Origin of the sequence: Shewanella sp. SW1, from assembly GCF_025653545.1 — a bacterium.
In the GTDB taxonomy this organism is placed as follows: domain Bacteria; phylum Pseudomonadota; class Gammaproteobacteria; order Enterobacterales; family Shewanellaceae; genus Shewanella; species Shewanella oncorhynchi.
Genome location: NZ_JAKKSG010000001.1, coordinates 56,474 through 74,914 on the forward strand (window position 1 = coordinate 56,474; position 18,441 = coordinate 74,914).

Genomic DNA, 18,441 nt, shown 5'->3' on the forward strand with positions numbered 1-18,441 from the left:
TAATCTCACTGAGAAATGGACGTACCCGTCAGGCGTTGAATTTCGATGTGTTGCAAATGCAAGCTCTCAAAGGCATCCAGCAACTGATATTGAGCACTGAGTAATTCCCGATACACATCATTAAATTGGTTATAACTGAGTTGACCTTTATCAAAAGCATTACTTGCCTCTGACAGTGCTTTTTCGAGGGTGGGCACTATACTGTTGCGCACTGTGTCTATCACATGCGCAGAGTGTGCCATTTCCTGTAGCAGTACATAGAGTTGAGCATCTTGAGCTTGCATTAATGCGCTTTGTTCGTTGGCCAACACGTCCTGCTGAGCGTGGAGGGCTGCGATTGTCCCTGCATTACGGTCACTTGTGCCCCAAGGGATAGAGACGCCTGCTACTAAACCAAAGTCATCGCTTGCCTCATAACGACGAACGCCAGCGGTAAATTGCCACTGGGGTTTGGCTTCAATTCGTGCCAGTTCCATTTGTGACTGAGCAATACGCTGAGCACTGGCAAACTGTTGAAAACGCGGATTCTGCTTTAGCAGGGTAAGCTGACTGTCAACCGACGGCACTGTTGGCATGTCCAGCAGATCACCGTTGAAATAATATGATGCTTTGGGCTTACCCCAAAGAGAGGCTAGTTGATACTGGCTCGCTTTCAGCTCGTGTTCGATATCTTCGACCGCCAGTCCTCGGCGGATAAATTCAGCCTTTGCCAACTGCATTTCAACCGCCGAACTTTTACCTGCTTGCACCCGCTTGGCAATCGTATCAACAACGTTCTCAGCCTGAGCTTTTGCCATCACATTGAGCTTAAGACGCTCCTGTTTAACCAGTATATCGATAAAGTGCTTAGCCACCTGTGAAGACAAATCGAGCGCCTTGATTTGCTTCTCTATGACCAGTTTAGTGGCTTCCGTTTTTACCGTGTTAACACGACTATCAATTAGGTCCTGTTGCAGCAACCATGAGAAGGTGAGCGTAGATTGCACACTTTTCAATGCACTGTGTTCCCCCGTGCCTAACGCATCCTCAATCATCAGCCCAATTTCTGGGCGTTCACCGACACTCGCTTGCTGAATACGCCCCTCCCAGACTCGCTGCTGCGATACAAAAGCTTGTAAATCAGGATGATGAGTGAGAGTCATGGTAACCGCATCAGATAAACTGATTTTTTGCGGGCTTTCATCTGTCGCTGCGGATGCCGATAGGATAATACTCATTCCTATCAATGCAGCAGAAAACCGATGGCCTATCGGTTTTTTGGCTGTGCGTTTACAAAGAATAGCTTTCATTCCCAATCCTTACTTAATGGGTGAAAAAAGTTTCGATAATATGGTGGAGGCTATCCACCGTGGAAGCGGTTAATGCTGGTGCTATAACTAACAACACAATAGCTAAACCGATTGCCAATCGAGAAGATGTACAAACAGGATAAATTAGGCGCTGCACTCGTACGCTGGTTTGATCATTGCCGAAATAACTCGTTTGCAACCCATCACAACCTAGCGTGATGCTTCGTTGCATTCTGGCAACGTTAACCAGAGCCTGAGCGACGTCAAGATGGTCGTGTTCATTTGTCACTGCATGATCTGCCATCTGTTCAGTAAGCAAGGTAAATTGCTTGACCAAATGTTGTTTCATCCCGAGCGGGAAAAAGCCTGCAAAAGTCGCGAAGATCACTTTAAATAGAGGATCTCGGGCAGCGACATGCGCCATTTCATGCCGGATAATAATATCTAATTCCTGCTCATTAACCCGTTCTTGTAGTGCCGTAGTCAGATAAATTTTGGGAGAAATAAGCCCAGTGGTAAAAGCTGCCGGTATTGCCAAAGGTAATAAATAATAACGATGCTGAGTATTTACTTCTTGGGGGTGAACATCTGATAATCCAAGCAGAGACGCCATTGTTGATGATTGTTTTTTGCGAGAATAAACAGTCTTTATTATCGACCAAATCAAAAATCCCGAGGCCGAAAGCAAGGTAACTGCGTGCCAACTGTCGAAGCTAAAAATATCAATATGGTGCCAGTGAACAAATTCATTTAACCAAGCAGCAGAAAACAAATCTTGCTGCTTCGGCCAGAAAAAGACAACACAATTAATGGCTATCCACCAAGGCGCTGTGACTAACGACCATAAGATAACTTTACGTAACCTGAAAGTTAGATGTTCTAATCTAGGCAACGTGAATCGTAGAGCGATCGAGATGAACACAACACTGATAGCAAATGCCAGCACTGCAACACTTAGTAAATTCAGTGTAATCGCTAAATCGCCAACAAACATAAGCCTAATTATCCCTTCCGAAGTTGACGTTGTTCTTCAATTAAATGTTCCAAGATATCTAGCTGAGCATCATTCAGATTAGCTGATACTGAACTAAATGCCGCGATCAGACTATGCTCACCCTCTTCGATAAAGTCGCTAGTAACATTGGTAATAAGTTTGGCTATTAAGGCTTCTCTGTCTACTTTTGCTCGATAAAAGTAGGCATGACCCTGCTTAGTTCGACTCAGTAATCCTTTTTTGAACAAGCGATCCAAGGTGCTCTGAATGGTATTGAGTGAACTCTCTCGAGACAACCCAAGCACCGCATGTACTTGCTTAGCATCCGCTTCAGACTCAGTCCAAAGATGTTGCAAAACCTGCTTTTCTAATTCACCTAACTGCATAACACTTTTCTCTTGCCATAATGATCGCTATAGTGGCAGAACAAAAACCGATAGGCAATCGGTTTTTAATAACTCATAGTGAGGTTGGAATGGGCTGGTTACTGACAAAGTATATGATCACCGCAGCTGTCGTTGTTGCAGCTTCTGAGCTTGCAAAGCGTAGTGATAAACTTGGAGCGCTGATCGTGGCATTGCCGTTGGTTACCATTTTAGCAATGGTTTGGTTATATGTTGAAAAACAGCCAATGGAAAAAATAGCGAACCATGCTTGGTACACGTTCTGGTATGTAATACCTACATTACCTATGTTCCTGATATTTCCATCACTGTTACAACGTTTGGGTTTCTGGCCATCGTTACTAGTGAGTGCCACGATAACCGTAATTTGCTTTTGGTTTTTTGCGCTATTCGTAAAAATATTTGGAATCGATCTAATTTCATGGCACTAGAAAAATGATCTGATTCAGTAATAGTGGGAACTTCATGCATTACAAAAATTTGTTCAACTTGAGCACAGTTGGTATCGAGTCCTTTGTTGCTCATGAAAAGCTTTGGGGTAGAAGTGAGTTTAAGCAACCTGTCGGAACTAACTTCATCGTGATTTGAATATTGATAGGTTAAGTCCAGACAAATCTAGTTCAATTGTGCGTTCAGTTTGACCTGTTCTTAGATCACTATCTTCACCTGCAGACGTATCATATTTCCCCAATATCACAGTAGCTAAGTTTATAAGCAAGGTAATAACGAAGCGTCTCCATGATGATATCTGATGGATAATGCCGGTCAGCAAAATTGAGTGTCAGGTTGTGGCTGCTCCAAATTAATATCCGCAGTTTATTTACTCTGAAACTCTTATGGTCAACTTTGCGACAGAACCCCAACTTTAACCATTAGCGGCACGAATGCCTCTGTCGGAACAGATTCACTGCATGCCACCATGGCAAAAAATGTTAATCAATAACAGATATTTTAGAAATAAAGTCCATGCTTTGAGTTAAAAATTAATCCCTAATTTTGCTCGTTATCCGTGAAAGCAAACCTAGGCATAAGAGTTTAACCGAATTTAATCCTGACTCCTGCATTGACAATAAATCCATCGTTACGCGACCAGATATCAGTTGTCCACTGTCCCGCAGGAGTCCTTTCGGGCAACAGCAGCGGATGAGTATCGCTTTGTTTAATGTCTAGCAGATTCTCCAGATTGATAAACCAACTGTAGCGGCCAAAGGTCATTTCACCCATCAGGCCAAGATGCCAGTAGGGTTCAGACTCGGTCAGATAAGGGTTGTCATTTAGACGTTGAATGCCAGTGTAATAGGCTTCGAACCCCGCGCGAAAGTTACCGTGTTGCTCCCACATCGCCACGAATCCTGCGGAGTGTTTGGGCGTCAATGCAATCTCGCGGCGAGACGTTCGGCCTTGAGTCGGCTCAGTTGCATCCAGATAAAGGTAACTTGCTGTCAGCTTGAGATCGCCAAGGTAGTAGCGTAGCAGCATTTCTGAACCGCGGATCTGGCTTTCTCCTTCAGCATTGACTAGACGGACCCTGTCGAAGGTATCATTGTTTTCCAAGGAAAAAGCCTCAAGCTCGGTTACATTACGGATATTCGAACCAAACAGGGTAAGGCTAGCTTCTAAATCATCGAAGCGGTAGGTAAAATCTACTGAGGCCGTTCGAGCGGTTTCTGCCTTGAGCTCCCCAAGAGGCTCAAGTCGCGACAAGCCAGCGGCTTCGATTTCTTCCACAAATGGGGTTGGTGCGTAATAGCCTTGGCCATAGGAACCGCGTACTGTGAAACCATCGGCACGGTACAAGAGCGAGAATCGGGGGCTAAGCTCGGTACCATATTGGCTATGGTGATCCATACGGGCGCTGACAGAGGCGATCAAATCCTCCATCAAGCTGTAGTCCACCATTGCAAAAAGCCCCGGCACATCGAAAGAATAGTCAAAGTCGGAATAGTTGTCCGATTCATACGTATCTGATTGATACGCCGCACCAATCACCCAATCTAGATTGTCGCGATAGCCAGACAGGCTGGTCTCTAGCAAGTAATTGCCGTGCTTATCGTTGTCGTTATCAACCCCATAGCCGTGGAAATGTTCCTGCACCATGGCGGAGGCGCGGGTACTAAAGGTCAAGGTATCAGCAACGGGTCTATGATAGACAAGACCTGCATCCATACGCTCTGAGTTCTGAGTCTCGATAAAGGGATTACCATCGGCCACTGTGTGCCCATTTATCGTTCCGCCTCGACGATTTTCAGTCATGTAGCCAGCAGTCACATAGAGGTTATCGCCATTGTCACCTTCATGAAACAGCCTTGGTCTCAGGGTATAACGTTCGTATTCCGGCAGATCGGCCCAGCCATCGGCATCTATGTCTTCGATGGTTTGATAATGGGCACCTGCTGTAATAGATCCCTTGAGATTGTCGCTGAGGGGAGATTCGGCGTAACCCGTAAAATCTTGGCCATTTTTAGAGGTCAGGTTAAGGAGTGTCTCGCCAGCAAATTCATCGCCCGGTCGTCTAGAGACCAAATTAATAACCCCGCCTAAAGCCGAGCCACCATAGAGGGATGAAGCCGAGCCCTTTATAACCTCTACCTGTCCCAGATCCGTAGGCGGAATTTGCAGTAAACCGAGTGATGATGCTTGATTGCCGTATAGCGGTAGACCATCTGCCAGCAATTGAGTGTAGCGGCCATCCATTCCCTGCAAACGCACATTCGCGCTACCGAGGGCGGGTGATGTGGTTTGCACTCGTACCCCACCCGTTTCTGCTAACATCATGGAAATGTTTCCTGGCCGCATAGCCGCCTTTTCCTCGATTTCCTCGTGAGTGACCACTTCAACCCTCATGGGCTGATCATCAACTACCCGTCCTAAACGAGTGGACTGAACCAAAATTCGTTCCATTCCCTCGTCATGATCGTCACCGTGTTCATCGGTATGTTTGTCATCATGGCTACCTTGTTCATGGGAGGCTTCATGTTCATACTGGCTGACCGGCTCTGCGGCGGTTTGAGGCGTATTAATGTCTGCGGCGTGTTCGTCTTTTTCATTGACCTGAGCGCCATAGGATGAAGTGGCGCCCAAGGATAATAACAGAAAGGCTAAGGGCGATAAGTGAGGCATAGGTATGTCCAATAGCGTTAAATAATTAGTAAGTGGTATGATGCAGGCTAAAGCTTACAGTTACTGGAGGGTCAAGATGAAAATCAGCGAACTGGCATCCGCCTCACAGGTTCCAGTAAAAACTATCCGTTTCTATGAGCAGGAAGGATTGCTACCTCCCCCAAAGCGAATGGCCAATGGTTACCGATACTACGCCCCGCAGGATGTGGATACCCTCATTTTTATCCGCCGCTGCAGAGCGTTGAATATTGCCCTGAGCGACATTCGTCGTCTGGTAGAAGTCCAGCAGCATCTTCACAACTCTTGCGCAGTGGTCGATGAGATCATTGCGGAGCAACTCGAGCATATTCGCCAAACTCAGCGGGAGTTGGCCAAGCTAGAGGCCTCACTTTCATCCTTAGTATCCTGCGATAACCACCATGTTAGCGACTGTTGCATCCTCAAGCGTCTAAAACAAGATGAGTACCGCGAGAGTTAAGTATATCGCCGCTATTATTTATACGAAGCCAGTGCTTCCATAAAATCCTAAAGCCAGCCTATACATGACGTTTTTATGCTTTATGAAGCACACAACCTTATATGGTATTGAATAGTTCAGTTTTCCTTTCAGATTAATTCAAGTATTGCAAACTCTAGCTTGTTTGCAGATGAAGATGCCTATAGTTAAATCGGTTTGTTGCAGAAGTGAGTTAAAGCAACCTGTCGGACCTAATTGCATCCTGTGTTCAGTTTGTCCAGTTCTTAGACCACTATCTTCACCTGGGGACGTGTACCCGATCACGTTACGCTCATGCCCAGTCGTCAGCTTTAACCAATCCTAATGTACATCATGAGCTATGCGCAGTTATACGCTAATGCCGGTGGTCGATAATGGCACGTACCTAAGCGTGTTGTTCCGCTTGGTCCTATGATTTAGCCGTGTGTTTACCTGCAGATGTTTTAGTCGTTCAGGCATTTACTCATGTCTGTGGGTGAAGCCGGCATAAATAGGGCTGATATAGGTGTGTTGAGCGACGATGACGAGTGAGAATACCGCACGTTTTCTTAGTTGTAGTTGTTGCTTATATGTTATATGGCGATAGAGGTATTACAGCATTAGAGATCAACAGAGCTTCGATACGGCCTAGATAATCCCTAGATCCCCTCAAAAAGTTGGGAGCACTCAAACCCATGCAGCAGTAGGGCTACAGGCGAGTCGTTGCATCAACCCTAGAGGAGGATGCAACGACTCGCTTTTGTTGCTTTTGTGTTAAGGATTGAGGGGCGTAAAGGGTAGGGCAAAAGGTGAGTTTTTTGGTAGTTCTGGGTGAATTGCTGGCGCCTAAATGGATCCTTCTATTCGGCTCACGGTTTAGGTCGTTGCCTCATCCTGCTTGGGTGCTATCCGCTCGCCGTTTTTGGTCATTAAAAGCAGGCAAAGTGGGATGATCTGCACACTGTTTCTGAGTGATTGAACGCGTTTTTAGGCTCATGCTGCCTTAGTTTGAATTGTTATTGATATGTTTTAATTTAATGGGTGTTGTTCAATGTGTTGCACCAATATGGTTCAACCGTTTTTTGATGCGGCCTAGATAATCCCTAGATAGCCTCAAAAAGTTGGGAGCACTCTAGCCCATGCAGCAGTAAGGCTACAGACGAGTCATTGCATCAACCCTAGTGGAGGATGCAATAGCGTGCATTTGTTGCTTTAGTGTTAATTGTTGGCAATGGGTGAAGAGGGTAAAAGCCAAGGTTTTTGACGGTTTTAGGTGAATTGCTTCTGTCTAGGACTAGGCTCATTTTAACCGAGTGCCAGACTCGTTATCTTTACCTATATTAGTCATCCTGCATGGATAGGAATGGAGCGATGATCATGTGCAATTATGAGGAATTTTGATTTTCAGATGGGCGGATTTTGTGTCTCGCCGATGCTCACGGTTTGATTGAAACCGAACGCGACACTTTATGATGATGAGAATCGCTCTCAACTCGATGTAGATGCGAACCATTATCATCGAGGGTCCTTCCGGCGCGGTTGATTGCGGGGGCGGCGACGCGCAGTGCTTCACTACATATGAGGATTTTAGAGGGCTTGGTTGTTGTTTTATTAACGGGCTTTTAGGGGGCGTTCATAATTTTGAACGCTATCTATAATATTGATTTTACTTGATTATTATTCAATTTTTCTCAGGGGTTCAAAAAGTAGGTGTGCTCGGATATACCAACTTGAACAGATCGATTTTGTGATCCTTTGATCTTTGTTGAATGGGCCGATATTTTGCCTCTATTGCTAAGTGAGTCGCTATAAAAGTAGAGAGTAGTGAAGTAAGAAACCAACCTTTAGTTTGATTACATCAGAGCGCATCGCCTAGGCATATCGATTCCTTCTAGCTTTATCCCAAAATCACTTAACTGATAACTAAATCATTCAAAATTTGCTCGTATTAGAGCCGAACTGCTCGCTATGGATTGACAAAGGTCATTGGGGCTAGCTGAAGGAAAGCTGTCAGTTGTCGATATCAATCTTGCCCCCATCCCTCTGGCCTTCGGTATCATTAACGCCAACGAAATTATCTTTAGTCGATATGAAGGTCGCAGAATGCAACAAGAGTCTCGCATTATGTCGCAAATGGAACTCGATTATTCAGCCCAAAGCCTATAAGGGAACTGCTGTATTATGTCGGATAATGCCTATATTTCGTCACTTTGTCTAAGCCTTAGCCGGTATCAAGCCGAGCTTGGAGAATTGCGTCAATTACTCAGTCAGCGTGCCTTATCTAATCTTGAATATCGTGCTGCAGAGCGTACTTTACAGCTATCTATTGGAGCCTGTATTGGCATTGCAAAACATTGGGTTAAGGCCCTTGCGGGGCATAGTCCTCAGGATGCCTACCAAGCATTTGAGATCCTTTGCCAACGAGGAGCACAACCTGATGATGAATTGAGTGGCTGGCGTAAAGTGATAGGCCTGCGTAACGCATTAGTTCATGATTATCAGAATATTGACCCTGAGATAATCTGCAGTGCGATCACCCAAGGCTATAGCGATAGATTATTCGTATTTGCAGAGCAGGGGCTAGAGTGGTTATCGCTGAAGAGTGGCTAATAGGCGCCGTACTTGTTTTGATACTCGAACAGTTTCTCTTGGTCGAAAGATCCCATCTCGTGTAGGGCCATTAGTTCAATTTTTTATCCCGAGTTCAGGTTATCTCAGCAAGCGTAGACTCTGGTTTCATCCATTGATAGGCAAACCGAACAGTACAATAGAAATTTAAATCGCTAGTGTATTTTTTTTCATAAATAGTGAATTTTGTAAGTAGAATATGTATTCTCATACCCAATAAAAACAGTCGCTTAGCTTCTTTATTTTTACACCTCATATTCTGCGTTTTTACCAATGTCGTTGATACAGATGCTTTTAGATTCTTTCTCCAAAACCGATGGTTGCGGGTTCGAGTCCTGCCACCCCTGCCAAATAAAACAACGGCTTGCATAGAAATATGCGAGCCGTTTTATTTTGTGTTGAATAAAACGAAAAAAATGATTTTGCTTGGATTGAATAACTCGCCATTTTTTAACGCTACCAATTGCCGGTACTATTTCCATTTTTTTGTTGTAACCCTCCACATAACTGCGGCTTGTAGGCTATTTGCTGTCAATGCTTGTTCATCAAATAGGTTGTTGGCGAAGTCACTAATCCGCCAGTTTCTAGCCTGATAATCGATGCTAAAGCGAGTTACCACATAATCATCTGCAACTGTTATCGCCGTTATAAATTGAGCTGCCTGTGCTATCAAAGTCTTGGCTGTGTTCGAAATAAGATAGGCCAATCAAAGCCACGGTTATTTAAATCAAAACGGTATTTCTCCCATCTAAAATTTACCAATGTGTGACTGTTTGTGCCGTTACCTGTGTAAAAGTTTGCATCGAACCTTTGTCCATCATGAACCCGCAGTACATTGATCAAGCCTATTAGCCGTCAGAAATGAGTATTCCACGACACTTTATTTTTTGTTCATCTTTGGGATCTTAGTTCCAAAATCTAAGATTTAGTTTGAATTGAAGGTCATAACAGTACAATATAAGGATTATATTGAATGCATCTTAAGTGTGTTCGTCATCGTTCTGCTACTCGGCTAACAACTATGCTAAATATTGATGATCCTACACAAACCGAACGTACTCACGCGTTATGGCGCTTAGGCTTTAGACCTTTTTTCCTTGGGGGAGCAATATTAGCTGCGCTATATATCCCTTTGTGGCTATTAACTTGGTTTACTCCCCAATATAGCTTTTTCCCTTCATCCTTTTGGAGCCAAATATTGCCGCTATGGTGGCATCCACATGAAATGTTGTTCGGTTTTGCTATGGCAATTGTGTGTGGATTTTTGCTGACAGCCGTTCAAAATTGGACCAACCAACCTACATTAAAGGGATGGCCACTTGCATTGACCTTTAGCTGCTGGTTACTTGCACGATTATTACTCTTACTCCCAATGCAGGTTCCGCTCATTTTGCCCGCCTTGTTTGATTCATTGTTCCTTGGTATGGCAAGCCTTACCCTATGGCGCTGCATTTATAAGGTGAAGCAATGGCGCAATATTGGTTTTCCGATCATGTTGTTTGCTGCACTCGTGATTAACAATGTCAGCTATTACGCCCTTTTTGAGCGCGACTTTATTCTTGCCAACCAGATCTGGCAGGCGATGTTATGGTGGTTAGCCTTACTTATCACCATAGTCGGTGGGCGTGTCATTCCATTCTTTACCGCGATGCGCATTAAGGCCACCAAAGCAGAACCCTTAACTTGGATTGAATACCCGCTGATCCTGACAATGATCTTGCTCGTCATTCAATCACTCATCCACCTTATACCTCTGGAAGTCGAGCGAGGCTTACTGCTCATTGCAGGGCTCTTGCAGCTGGTCCGATTTGCACGCTGGTTACCCCATAAAACACTGAAGGAACCTATGCTGTGGTCCTTGCATCTTGCCTATTTAATGTTGCCACTCAGCCTGTTAGCCATGAGTTGGTATCTCGATAATGAATATGCCTATCGCAGTTTGCTTCACCTATTTGCTATTGGCTGTATGGCTACCCTGTGTCTTTCGATGATTTCCAGAGTGTCACTCGGGCACACAAGTCGAAATATTTATGAGGGCCCTAAGATGATCTTGGCATTTATTTGCCTACCGTTAGCGGCACTGCTCAGGGCGCTAATGCCCATCTGGTTTCCGGCCCACACCCAAGTCTGGTTATGGTTGGCTGGCAGTTGCTGGTTTATCGCATTTGCACTGTTTGTATGGCATTACTTGCCGATACTTTCTCGCCCCCGTATCGATGGGCGCCCAGGTTAATATTGATGTTAGGACAAAAGGATACAAAGTGAAAACTTATTTGAAAACAGTTACATTGCTAAAAATGATTTGCTTGCTCGCCATAACTACATGTACATCTGTAGCGGCTTCCGATACTAGCAATCAACAAAAATACCCTAACCAATATCAATCTTGGCAAGCGACCTCTGAACAGGTCGAGCGCGAGGATATGCTCGCCAATTATCCCGCCAGCATCATACTCTGGGCAGGATCTTCCTATGCCAAAGAGTACCATAGCCCACGTGGACACCATTTTGCCGTTGCTGATGTGACGCATACTTTACGTACAGGTGTCCCCCCTAAGGCTGGAGAGAAAGGATTATCCGCCAGTTGTTGGACCTGCAAGACACCGGATGCCCCTAGATTGATTGAACAACTGGGATTTGAAGGATACTCCGCTAAAAACTTTACCGATCTGGGCAAAGAGATCCAAAGCGTAGTGTATTGCAGTGATTGCCATGAATCTGGCACTAATAAGTTAACTTTACCTCGCCCCCATGCCCAAGAGGCTATGGCTAAAATTCACCTGCCATTCGATAAACAAGATACCAATATGCAAGGTGCGCAGGTATGTGGTCAATGTCATGTCACTTACTATTTCCGTCCGGAAAAAAGTAATGTTGTTAATATTCCCTGGATTTTTGGCAGCACAGCCGACGATATTGAAAAATATTATGACACTCGCCGCTTCTTCGAATGGATCCATCCTCTTTCGAAAACGCCCGTACTCAAAGCACGTCATCCTGAGTTTGAACACTGGAGTCGCAGTAAACATGCCGAAGTCGGTGTCACTTGCATTACCTGCCATATGCCTACCCAGCAGGATGCAAAAGGTGTTGAATTTACTAGCCATAAAGTTGATAAAGCTTTACCGCATTTTGATAACAGTTGCAGTGGCTGCCATAGCAGTAAAACCAAAATTGAAACCAAGCTCGCGGCCAATAAATTAACGATTGAGACCAAAGCCCGCGAAGTTGAAGCTCTGCTCGTCAAGGCTCACTATGAAGCCAAAGCGGCATGGGATGCAGGTGCTAAATGGGAGAATATGAATGAGCCCATTATGGCGATACGACACAGTCAGTGGCGCTGGGACTTTGCCATGTCCTCACATGGTTTGTATGCACATAATCCACAAGAAGGTAAGCAGCTTTTAGATAAAGCCATCGAACAAGCGAACGAAGCACGTCATCTGCTCGCTGGAATATTGAAGCAACTTAACGTGACTCAAGTTACTTATCCAGATATCAGTACTAAGGAAAAGGCCCATCAAGCGATAGGGTTAGTTGAATCGGATTTAATCAAAGAAAAACAAAAGTTTATTGAAGAGGATGTTAATAAAAACTGGCACCCTGTCGCAAAATATGGTTACTAGTTTATTAACGGGTAGCTGATAATTTGAGGGATTTTATAGCTCAAAAGCGAGAGGAAGCTCGAGTATTTATGCTTTGATTCAGTGAGCGTTATGCCAACAAGGCTTGGTCGGTTCTACAGCGATGCTCATCTTCCTTTGCACGAGCAATAACTGCAGTCGAAATGATTCATGTCATTTCGGCTGCAGTTATTGCTCATTGAGATGTTGGTCTGTAACGACAAATTAATCACTGTAATCTGTGTCAGATATCAGTAATTCAGTTTTTTAATGCGTAGAAAGCCGATCCTACTTTGAGGCAACTGATTGATGAAATTCTATTATTTTGGTTGGCTGCCAAAGTGATTGGTTTCGGTGCGAAACTAAAACCAATGTACAACTCTGTTCGCAAATAGCCTTGGCTACGCGCTTTTCTGTCTCTTCATCCAATGCCGAGGTGGCCTCATCCATTATCAGAATCGGTGCATTTTTGATAAGCGCGCGTGCTAAGGCAAGCCTTTGGCGTTCTCCTCCCGATAACCCTGCGCCTTGCAAGCCGACTTCTTGGTAAATGCCCAGTTCTGATCTGTCTAATACTTCATCTAGCGCCACTTGGCGTGCCGCTTTATCTACGGCTTGATCGTCGGCATCAGGGTTACCAATACGAATGTTACTGGCAATGGTGCCGGTAAAGATGAGTGGATCCTGCGGCACATAGGCAAAAAAGCGGGCAAGTTCAGCAGCAGGGATTGACGTGAGTGGCACCTTGCCCAAAGTGATCAGGCCTAGGGTGGGATCATCAAAGCGCATCAATAACTTAAGTAAGCTGGTTTTACCTGAACCGCTCGGGCCACAAATCAGCACGCGTTCACCTGGCTCGATAGTGGCATTGATATTTTGCACCGCAGGAGGAAATGTTACGTTATTCAGTTCGATTGTATGACTGTTCGGTGTCTTTTGTTGTGCTTGGCTTGGCTCTTTGAGCGTTGGCGCATGAGTCGCTTGTCGATAGTGTTTAATAGCCGCTAGCTGATCATTAATGCCTATTGCCGCCACGGCGAGAGTCTCAAGTGGCGCCGTCGCGCGGATGGTCAACATCAAGACTGCGAGCAACATTGTTGTATTGTTTATACCGGATAACACCAGATAGAGTGCCATGCCTGCAATAGGTAAAAAGCTGGCGATAGCCGACAGTAATGTTGCTATAGCAGCGGCGCGATTAGTTCGTTCCAATGCGATTTCTTGTGTTTGCCAGTTTTGCTCTAAACGCTCGGTCGCACGATTGTATCCCGCTGCTGTACGGAGTAATTCTACGTGATCTATAAGTTCAAGAGTGGATTGATTCGTTGCCAGTTCAGCGTTGTTTCGGTCCATATCTGCGCGGGCAAGGGCCCGTTGCGCCATACTCTGAATCACAAACGATAAGAGCAACAAGCTCGCCAACATCATTACCAGTGGTATGCCACCGATCAATCCTATGCCAAAAGTAATGCAGAGCGGAATAAGCGGTGCATGAATAAAGACCTGAAATTGATGTGCCGGAATACTCATAAAGCCAGGAATACTTCGAGAGACAGTTTCTATGAGTAGTGTCCTGACACTCGGTGTAAACCAAGAGAGTTTAGCTTGTTGCATGGTCGTGCCTAATGCACTGTAGAGCGCATTGGCCAGCCTTGCGCCAGCCCAAAAACCTGAACGCGAAACCAGTATTGTGGTGAGTATGGTTATTGCGGCAATGGATAGTACTTTTTGTGGTGATTGCTGCTGAGTAATGGCTAAAGCCAGTTGAATGTAGCATGCCGCTTCCAATATGGCCGCCACAGCCCAACCGCAGGCAACAGGTATTAAGTGCTTTATGGCTGTGTAATCTTGGGGACGATTTATCATTGGCCTTCTCCTTCCCTGTGATGATGTTTGAGTGCGAGCTTGTCATCCGCCAGCTCGGCAAGCGTTAAGTCATGGGTGACCATCACAATCGTTTTGTGGTTTGTTTTTGCGTGATGGCGTAGTGCTGTGAACACGTTAAACGCCGTTTCGCTGTCTAGGGCCGATGTGGGTTCATCAAGCAATATCACCCTAGCGGGTGAAAGAAACACACGGGCAAGATTAACGCGTTGTATTTCACCGCCAGACAGTGTGCTTGCATGAGTATTTAAGGGTTTATCCAATTGCGCGCAGTGTAATGCTGTTAAGTAATCGTCATCCGTGGCACAAGGTGCGGTGAGCGCGAGATTGTCGGCGATGGAGGTCGCCAGTAGTCCCGCACTTTGTGGTAATAGCATGATCGCGTGATTAATCGAGGCTTCATCCATCTCTTTGAGTGCCATACCTGCGAGTCGAATATCTCCGGCATTTAGCTGCTCCATGCCAGCTAATAAGCGCAGTAATGTGGATTTGCCAACACCACTGATCCCTGTAACTGCCGTCACTCTGTCAGATCTAAATTGATAGTTAATGGGCACAGATTGATTGCTTGTAGACACTGAAGGCACAACATTCGTGAGGGTGAGCGGCATATTTGCATTAAGCTCAATATTGCCGTTACCAACAGGAACTCTCGATTGCTCAAGAAAATCCGTTAGCCGCTGAGCGGCAGCGCGGCCCGTTGCGAGATAATCAAGCCCATGCCCGAGCTTTAGGGCTGGCGTGACTATGGCCAGACTGAAGAACAAGGCTGCAGCAAGGTTTTCTGGCGGCCATTCATACCCGATGGCATAGACAATGGCAAAAGTACAGACAGCCTGCAGTAGTGATGTGGCCACGGCGACTGAAGTGGATACCTTGCTTACCCGCTCAATGATCTCCTCAATAAAATGCTTAGTTGCCTTTTGGTAATCGGCCATAGCACCCGTTTGTGCGCCATAAATGCGAAATACAGGCGCACCACGGGCGTAGTCATCCACTGCAGCAGTGATATTTCCCATCACATTAACTCGTGCTTCACCCTGTTTTGCAGCAAGCCTTGGGATCACCACCAAATAGAAAAGCGCTGCGACTAGGCCTGGGATAAGGGCAAGTAATGCAACTAAGCCCGCGCTTAAGATCAGCAAGCCGATAGTGATGGCAGGGACAATAATAAAGGTCGCTAGCTCAGAGGGTAAATGCGCGATCATATGATGCAATGATGCTATGTCATCGACCATTAATCGCTTTAACTTTTCGCCCTTATATTTTGCCAATGTACTTGGTGGGAGCCTGACAAGATGCGCTGCAACATGACGCCTTAATCTTCCAGAAAATTGCGCCTCAGCATTGTGGTTAACCCAAGATGCGCCAGCTGATAGCAACGCTGACACTACCCCAAATATGAGCGCCCCCGCTAACCATAGCGAATGATGACCAGCAATAAGTTGAATCATGCACCAGAGTGCACCTAGTGTCGTCATGCCAGCACTTGCCGCTAGCAGCATTCCGAAAGTGAGTGCAGGAATCGCCGGACGTAGGGCGAAGGCTAATGTTGAAGTGGGACTGAAAAGTCGCTGCATTTTAATGTTCACCTAAAAAATCGAAGTGGAACAGGCTGGGCTTCGGTCTGGAAAGTGTGATTAACACAAGGCCAATGAAGCGATGAAGTCTTGATATTGCAGAGTAAAAAATAGTCTGAGTGCCAGAGTTTATGGGCAAATGAACATCCACGAGCCAAATTCCTTGTTTCATAAAAATTGAACCGCCATGAGATGGCGACCATATTAAGCGGTCATTTTTATTTATCAACACGGTGTTGATAAATGTTTTGAACGGCGATAATATAATTGATAACTATTCTCATTGGCAACAAATCTTTCGTATAAGGAGTTATTACACATGCCCCGATTTGGTAAGTTTTACCCACAATCAAAGTGGGTTATCGGTTCTCTTGCGCTGGGGCTTAGCGCTATTTCAGGCTCAACTATTGCTGACAGTGGAACTGCTCCAGATAAGCAATCCAAGCAAAAAGATGCAGCGGGAAATATTGAAGTTATCACAGTTTACGGTCAGAAAATCGAGCGCACGCTGAAAGAAACTGCGAGCTCAGTGACAGTGATCACCGAAGAACAGTTGAGGAAAAATGCCGACCAATCAACGATTTCTGAAATTCTCGGCGGTACGCCAAACTTAATTTATGCCGGAAATACCGATGCGCCCATTATCCGCGGTACGGATACTAAAGGGCCTGTTGCAGCGGGTAATGCCTACTTATCTAAGCCTGTGCCGGGTGCAACTATCAGTGTTGATGGTAAATATCTGAGCCCCGCAGAACTGGATTTAGGTGCCGCAGGCGTGTGGGATGTGTCGTCTATTGAAGTCTACCGTGGTCCGCAAACGACCAGTCAAGGAGCCAACAGTATTGCTGGCGCCGTAGTCATCCATACCCATAACCCCACTTATACGCCAGAATTTGCAGCGCAAGCACTTTATGGCAGTCGGAATAAGCAGCGTTTTTCGGTCATGGCGTCCGGTGCGCTCAGTAATGACTTTGCCGCAAGAATTAGCGCAGATTACAGTGCTAGAGATACCTTTGTTGATTACGTTAACCCCGATTTTACTGCCCATGATTTGGATTTTGAGTTTAAAAACCAAAATCTACGGGCGAAGTTGCTATGGGAACCCGAAAAATACAGCAACTTTTCCGCCATGCTGACTTATTCCTCCACTGAGGCTAAACGTCCCAGAAATGAGGTGGTATCAGAACCCTATGATGACTTAGAAAATCGTTCAATTTTTCAGGATAATCAAGAAGTCAGCAATCATGTCGGGCTTTTTGATCTTGAATATGTGTTCGACAATGGGATGAAGTTACATAACCAACTGCAGTATTCAGAAGGGCAGTTTGATTATCACTTCGCAGCACCTTATCAAGGAATTGCAAAACGAGATAATGAAAACTTTTCGAATGATATAAGGCTGAACTTTGGTGACAAAAGCTCAGAGTTTAGTGGGGTTGCCGGTGTCTTCTACTGGGATGATAAAACCAACAACAAGCTGAACAACGTATTTGGTAATGCCGACGCCGACTTGAGACATACCAGTTTTGCCCCCTACGGTGAAGTCATATGGCGCTTCTCACCTAAGTGGGCATTCACCAGCGCACTCCGTTATCAGTCTGATGAAATTAGCCACGATGGTATTGCGAGCTACATCCCAGGTGTGCGCCATCAATATGAAGAGACGTTTATGGCGTTATTACCTAAGGTTGCCCTGTCCTATGATCTGACTGATAACGTCCTAATCGGCGCTATGATCAGTGAAGGCAATATTCCTGGTGGTACAGGCATTAACTTCCGCGGTGGCGAATATTATACATTCGATGCCGAGTCAGCATGGAACTATGAACTTTTTACCCGTATCGATCTGCTTGAACAACGCTTGATCATAAATAGCAATCTCTTTTACACCCGCTTTAATGATTCACAACGTTCAGTTACTGACTACCTAGATGGACGACCCTTTGGTTCTGTCATTATTAATGCTGATGAAGCGCAAAGCTATGGGATTGAATTAGATTGGAACTTTAAAGTTGCCGATAGTTTTAGCTTATATGGTGGGCTGGGTTTACTTGAAACTGAGATAAGTGAATTTAATGACTACCGTGGCGAGGAGTTTGTCGGCAACGAGTTTAGTAAAGCGCCAGGATATATGTTCAATCTTGGGTTTGACTATGCGATCACAGACGCCTTTAAAGTGAGCGGTGATGTGCGTCATACGGATGGATACTTTTCAACGGATACCAATGAGCCTGAGTTAAGAGTGGGGTCTTACACAACGGTAAACCTGAATTCTTCCTATCAAATCAATCAATATTTTGAAGCCTTTGTTTATGCACGCAATTTACTGGATGAATGTGCTCCTGTGGCAAAAATGGCTGACAGAAGTACCGGAGGCGTGGATGCATATTTACTTGAACCACGAGAAATAGGCGTGGGCGTTAGGGCGAAGTTTTAGCGGCTAG

General features: G+C 45.3%; 13 protein-coding genes and 1 pseudogene. 7 read left to right on the top strand and 7 right to left on the bottom strand.

Features of this window, described 5'->3' with window-relative positions:
• Positions 1-5 precede the first annotated feature (5 nt).
• The 3 genes from L5M71_RS00310 to L5M71_RS00320 are packed head-to-tail and all read right to left on the bottom strand — an operon-like array spanning position 6 to position 2,669.
• Positions 6-1,289 carry a TolC family protein gene (locus L5M71_RS00310; protein WP_263205798.1) on the bottom strand — a complete coding sequence of 428 codons (1,284 nt, stop codon included), beginning with the start codon at positions 1,287-1,289 and terminating at the stop codon, positions 6-8.
• 13 nt (positions 1,290-1,302) lie between these two features.
• On the bottom strand, positions 1,303-2,283 hold the full coding sequence (locus L5M71_RS00315; protein WP_263205802.1) for a M56 family metallopeptidase: 981 nt from the start codon (positions 2,281-2,283) through the stop codon (positions 1,303-1,305).
• A gap of 8 nt (positions 2,284-2,291) precedes the next feature.
• Positions 2,292-2,669, bottom strand: a complete 378-nt coding sequence (locus L5M71_RS00320) for a BlaI/MecI/CopY family transcriptional regulator (protein ID WP_014609901.1) — start codon at positions 2,667-2,669, stop codon at positions 2,292-2,294.
• 89 nt (positions 2,670-2,758) lie between these two features.
• Between L5M71_RS00320 and L5M71_RS00325 the strand changes: the two genes are divergently transcribed.
• Positions 2,759-3,118 carry a DUF3147 family protein gene (locus tag L5M71_RS00325; RefSeq protein ID WP_263206137.1) on the top strand — a complete coding sequence of 120 codons (360 nt, stop codon included), beginning with the start codon at positions 2,759-2,761 and terminating at the stop codon, positions 3,116-3,118.
• 249 nt (positions 3,119-3,367) lie between these two features.
• Here L5M71_RS00325 and L5M71_RS00330 read toward each other — a convergent pair.
• Positions 3,368-3,472: pseudogene (locus L5M71_RS00330) on the bottom strand (IS6 family transposase); the annotation flags it as partial.
• 250 nt (positions 3,473-3,722) lie between these two features.
• Entirely contained in the window at positions 3,723-5,807 is a 2,085-nt protein-coding gene (locus tag L5M71_RS00335; RefSeq protein ID WP_263205804.1) for a TonB-dependent receptor plug domain-containing protein, read from the bottom strand.
• Between the two features lie 76 nt (positions 5,808-5,883).
• Between L5M71_RS00335 and L5M71_RS00340 the strand changes: the two genes are divergently transcribed.
• From L5M71_RS00340 to L5M71_RS00360, 5 genes are all read left to right on the top strand, one after another.
• Positions 5,884-6,285, top strand: a complete 402-nt coding sequence (locus L5M71_RS00340) for a Cd(II)/Pb(II)-responsive transcriptional regulator (RefSeq protein ID WP_263205807.1) — start codon at positions 5,884-5,886, stop codon at positions 6,283-6,285.
• Between the two features lie 1,983 nt (positions 6,286-8,268).
• A complete protein-coding gene (locus L5M71_RS00345; RefSeq protein WP_263205810.1) occupies positions 8,269-8,448 on the top strand; it encodes a hypothetical protein in 180 nt (59 codons plus the stop codon).
• 15 nt (positions 8,449-8,463) lie between these two features.
• Complete coding sequence (gene hepT, locus L5M71_RS00350; RefSeq protein ID WP_263205813.1) at positions 8,464-8,892, top strand: type VII toxin-antitoxin system HepT family RNase toxin; 429 nt, start codon at positions 8,464-8,466, stop codon at positions 8,890-8,892.
• 1,039 nt (positions 8,893-9,931) lie between these two features.
• Positions 9,932-11,143, top strand: coding sequence for an NnrS family protein (locus L5M71_RS00355; protein WP_263146834.1), 1,212 nt, complete (start codon positions 9,932-9,934; stop codon positions 11,141-11,143).
• A complete protein-coding gene (locus tag L5M71_RS00360) occupies positions 11,127-12,536 on the top strand; it encodes an ammonia-forming cytochrome c nitrite reductase subunit c552 (protein WP_263146835.1) in 1,410 nt (469 codons plus the stop codon). The genes L5M71_RS00355 and L5M71_RS00360 overlap by 17 nt, the downstream gene beginning before the upstream one ends.
• A gap of 285 nt (positions 12,537-12,821) precedes the next feature.
• Here L5M71_RS00360 and L5M71_RS00365 read toward each other — a convergent pair whose 3' ends face one another.
• The gene (locus tag L5M71_RS00365; RefSeq protein ID WP_263205816.1) at positions 12,822-14,399 is read right to left on the bottom strand and encodes an ABC transporter ATP-binding protein; all 1,578 of its coding nucleotides are present in this window, start codon (positions 14,397-14,399) and stop codon (positions 12,822-12,824) included.
• The gene (locus tag L5M71_RS00370; RefSeq protein ID WP_263205820.1) at positions 14,396-15,997 is read right to left on the bottom strand and encodes an ATP-binding cassette domain-containing protein; all 1,602 of its coding nucleotides are present in this window, start codon (positions 15,995-15,997) and stop codon (positions 14,396-14,398) included. Before L5M71_RS00370 ends, L5M71_RS00365 begins: the two co-directional genes overlap by 4 nt.
• Before the next feature lie 319 nt (positions 15,998-16,316).
• On the opposite strand from L5M71_RS00370, the gene L5M71_RS00375 reads away from it, so the two are divergent.
• Positions 16,317-18,434, top strand: a complete 2,118-nt coding sequence (locus L5M71_RS00375; RefSeq protein ID WP_263205822.1) for a TonB-dependent receptor — start codon at positions 16,317-16,319, stop codon at positions 18,432-18,434.
• Positions 18,435-18,441: the final 7 nt, after the last annotated feature.

Excerpts from the sequence above, each read along its gene's own strand:
- L5M71_RS00310 (WP_263205798.1), bottom strand. The coding sequence starts at position 1,289 with ATGAAAGCTATTCTTTGTAAACGCACAGCCAAAAAACCGATAGGCCAT.
- L5M71_RS00315 (WP_263205802.1), bottom strand. The coding sequence starts at position 2,283 with ATGTTTGTTGGCGATTTAGCGATTACACTGAATTTACTAAGTGTTGCA.
- L5M71_RS00320 (WP_014609901.1), bottom strand. The coding sequence starts at position 2,669 with ATGCAGTTAGGTGAATTAGAAAAGCAGGTTTTGCAACATCTTTGGACT.
- L5M71_RS00325 (WP_263206137.1), top strand. The coding sequence starts at position 2,759 with ATGGGCTGGTTACTGACAAAGTATATGATCACCGCAGCTGTCGTTGTT.
- L5M71_RS00335 (WP_263205804.1), bottom strand. The coding sequence starts at position 5,807 with ATGCCTCACTTATCGCCCTTAGCCTTTCTGTTATTATCCTTGGGCGCC.
- L5M71_RS00340 (WP_263205807.1), top strand. The coding sequence starts at position 5,884 with ATGAAAATCAGCGAACTGGCATCCGCCTCACAGGTTCCAGTAAAAACT.
- hepT (WP_263205813.1), top strand. The coding sequence starts at position 8,464 with ATGTCGGATAATGCCTATATTTCGTCACTTTGTCTAAGCCTTAGCCGG.
- L5M71_RS00355 (WP_263146834.1), top strand. The coding sequence starts at position 9,932 with ATGCTAAATATTGATGATCCTACACAAACCGAACGTACTCACGCGTTA.
- L5M71_RS00360 (WP_263146835.1), top strand. The coding sequence starts at position 11,127 with ATGGGCGCCCAGGTTAATATTGATGTTAGGACAAAAGGATACAAAGTG.
- L5M71_RS00365 (WP_263205816.1), bottom strand. The coding sequence starts at position 14,399 with ATGATAAATCGTCCCCAAGATTACACAGCCATAAAGCACTTAATACCT.
- L5M71_RS00370 (WP_263205820.1), bottom strand. The coding sequence starts at position 15,997 with ATGCAGCGACTTTTCAGTCCCACTTCAACATTAGCCTTCGCCCTACGT.
- L5M71_RS00375 (WP_263205822.1), top strand. The coding sequence starts at position 16,317 with ATGCCCCGATTTGGTAAGTTTTACCCACAATCAAAGTGGGTTATCGGT.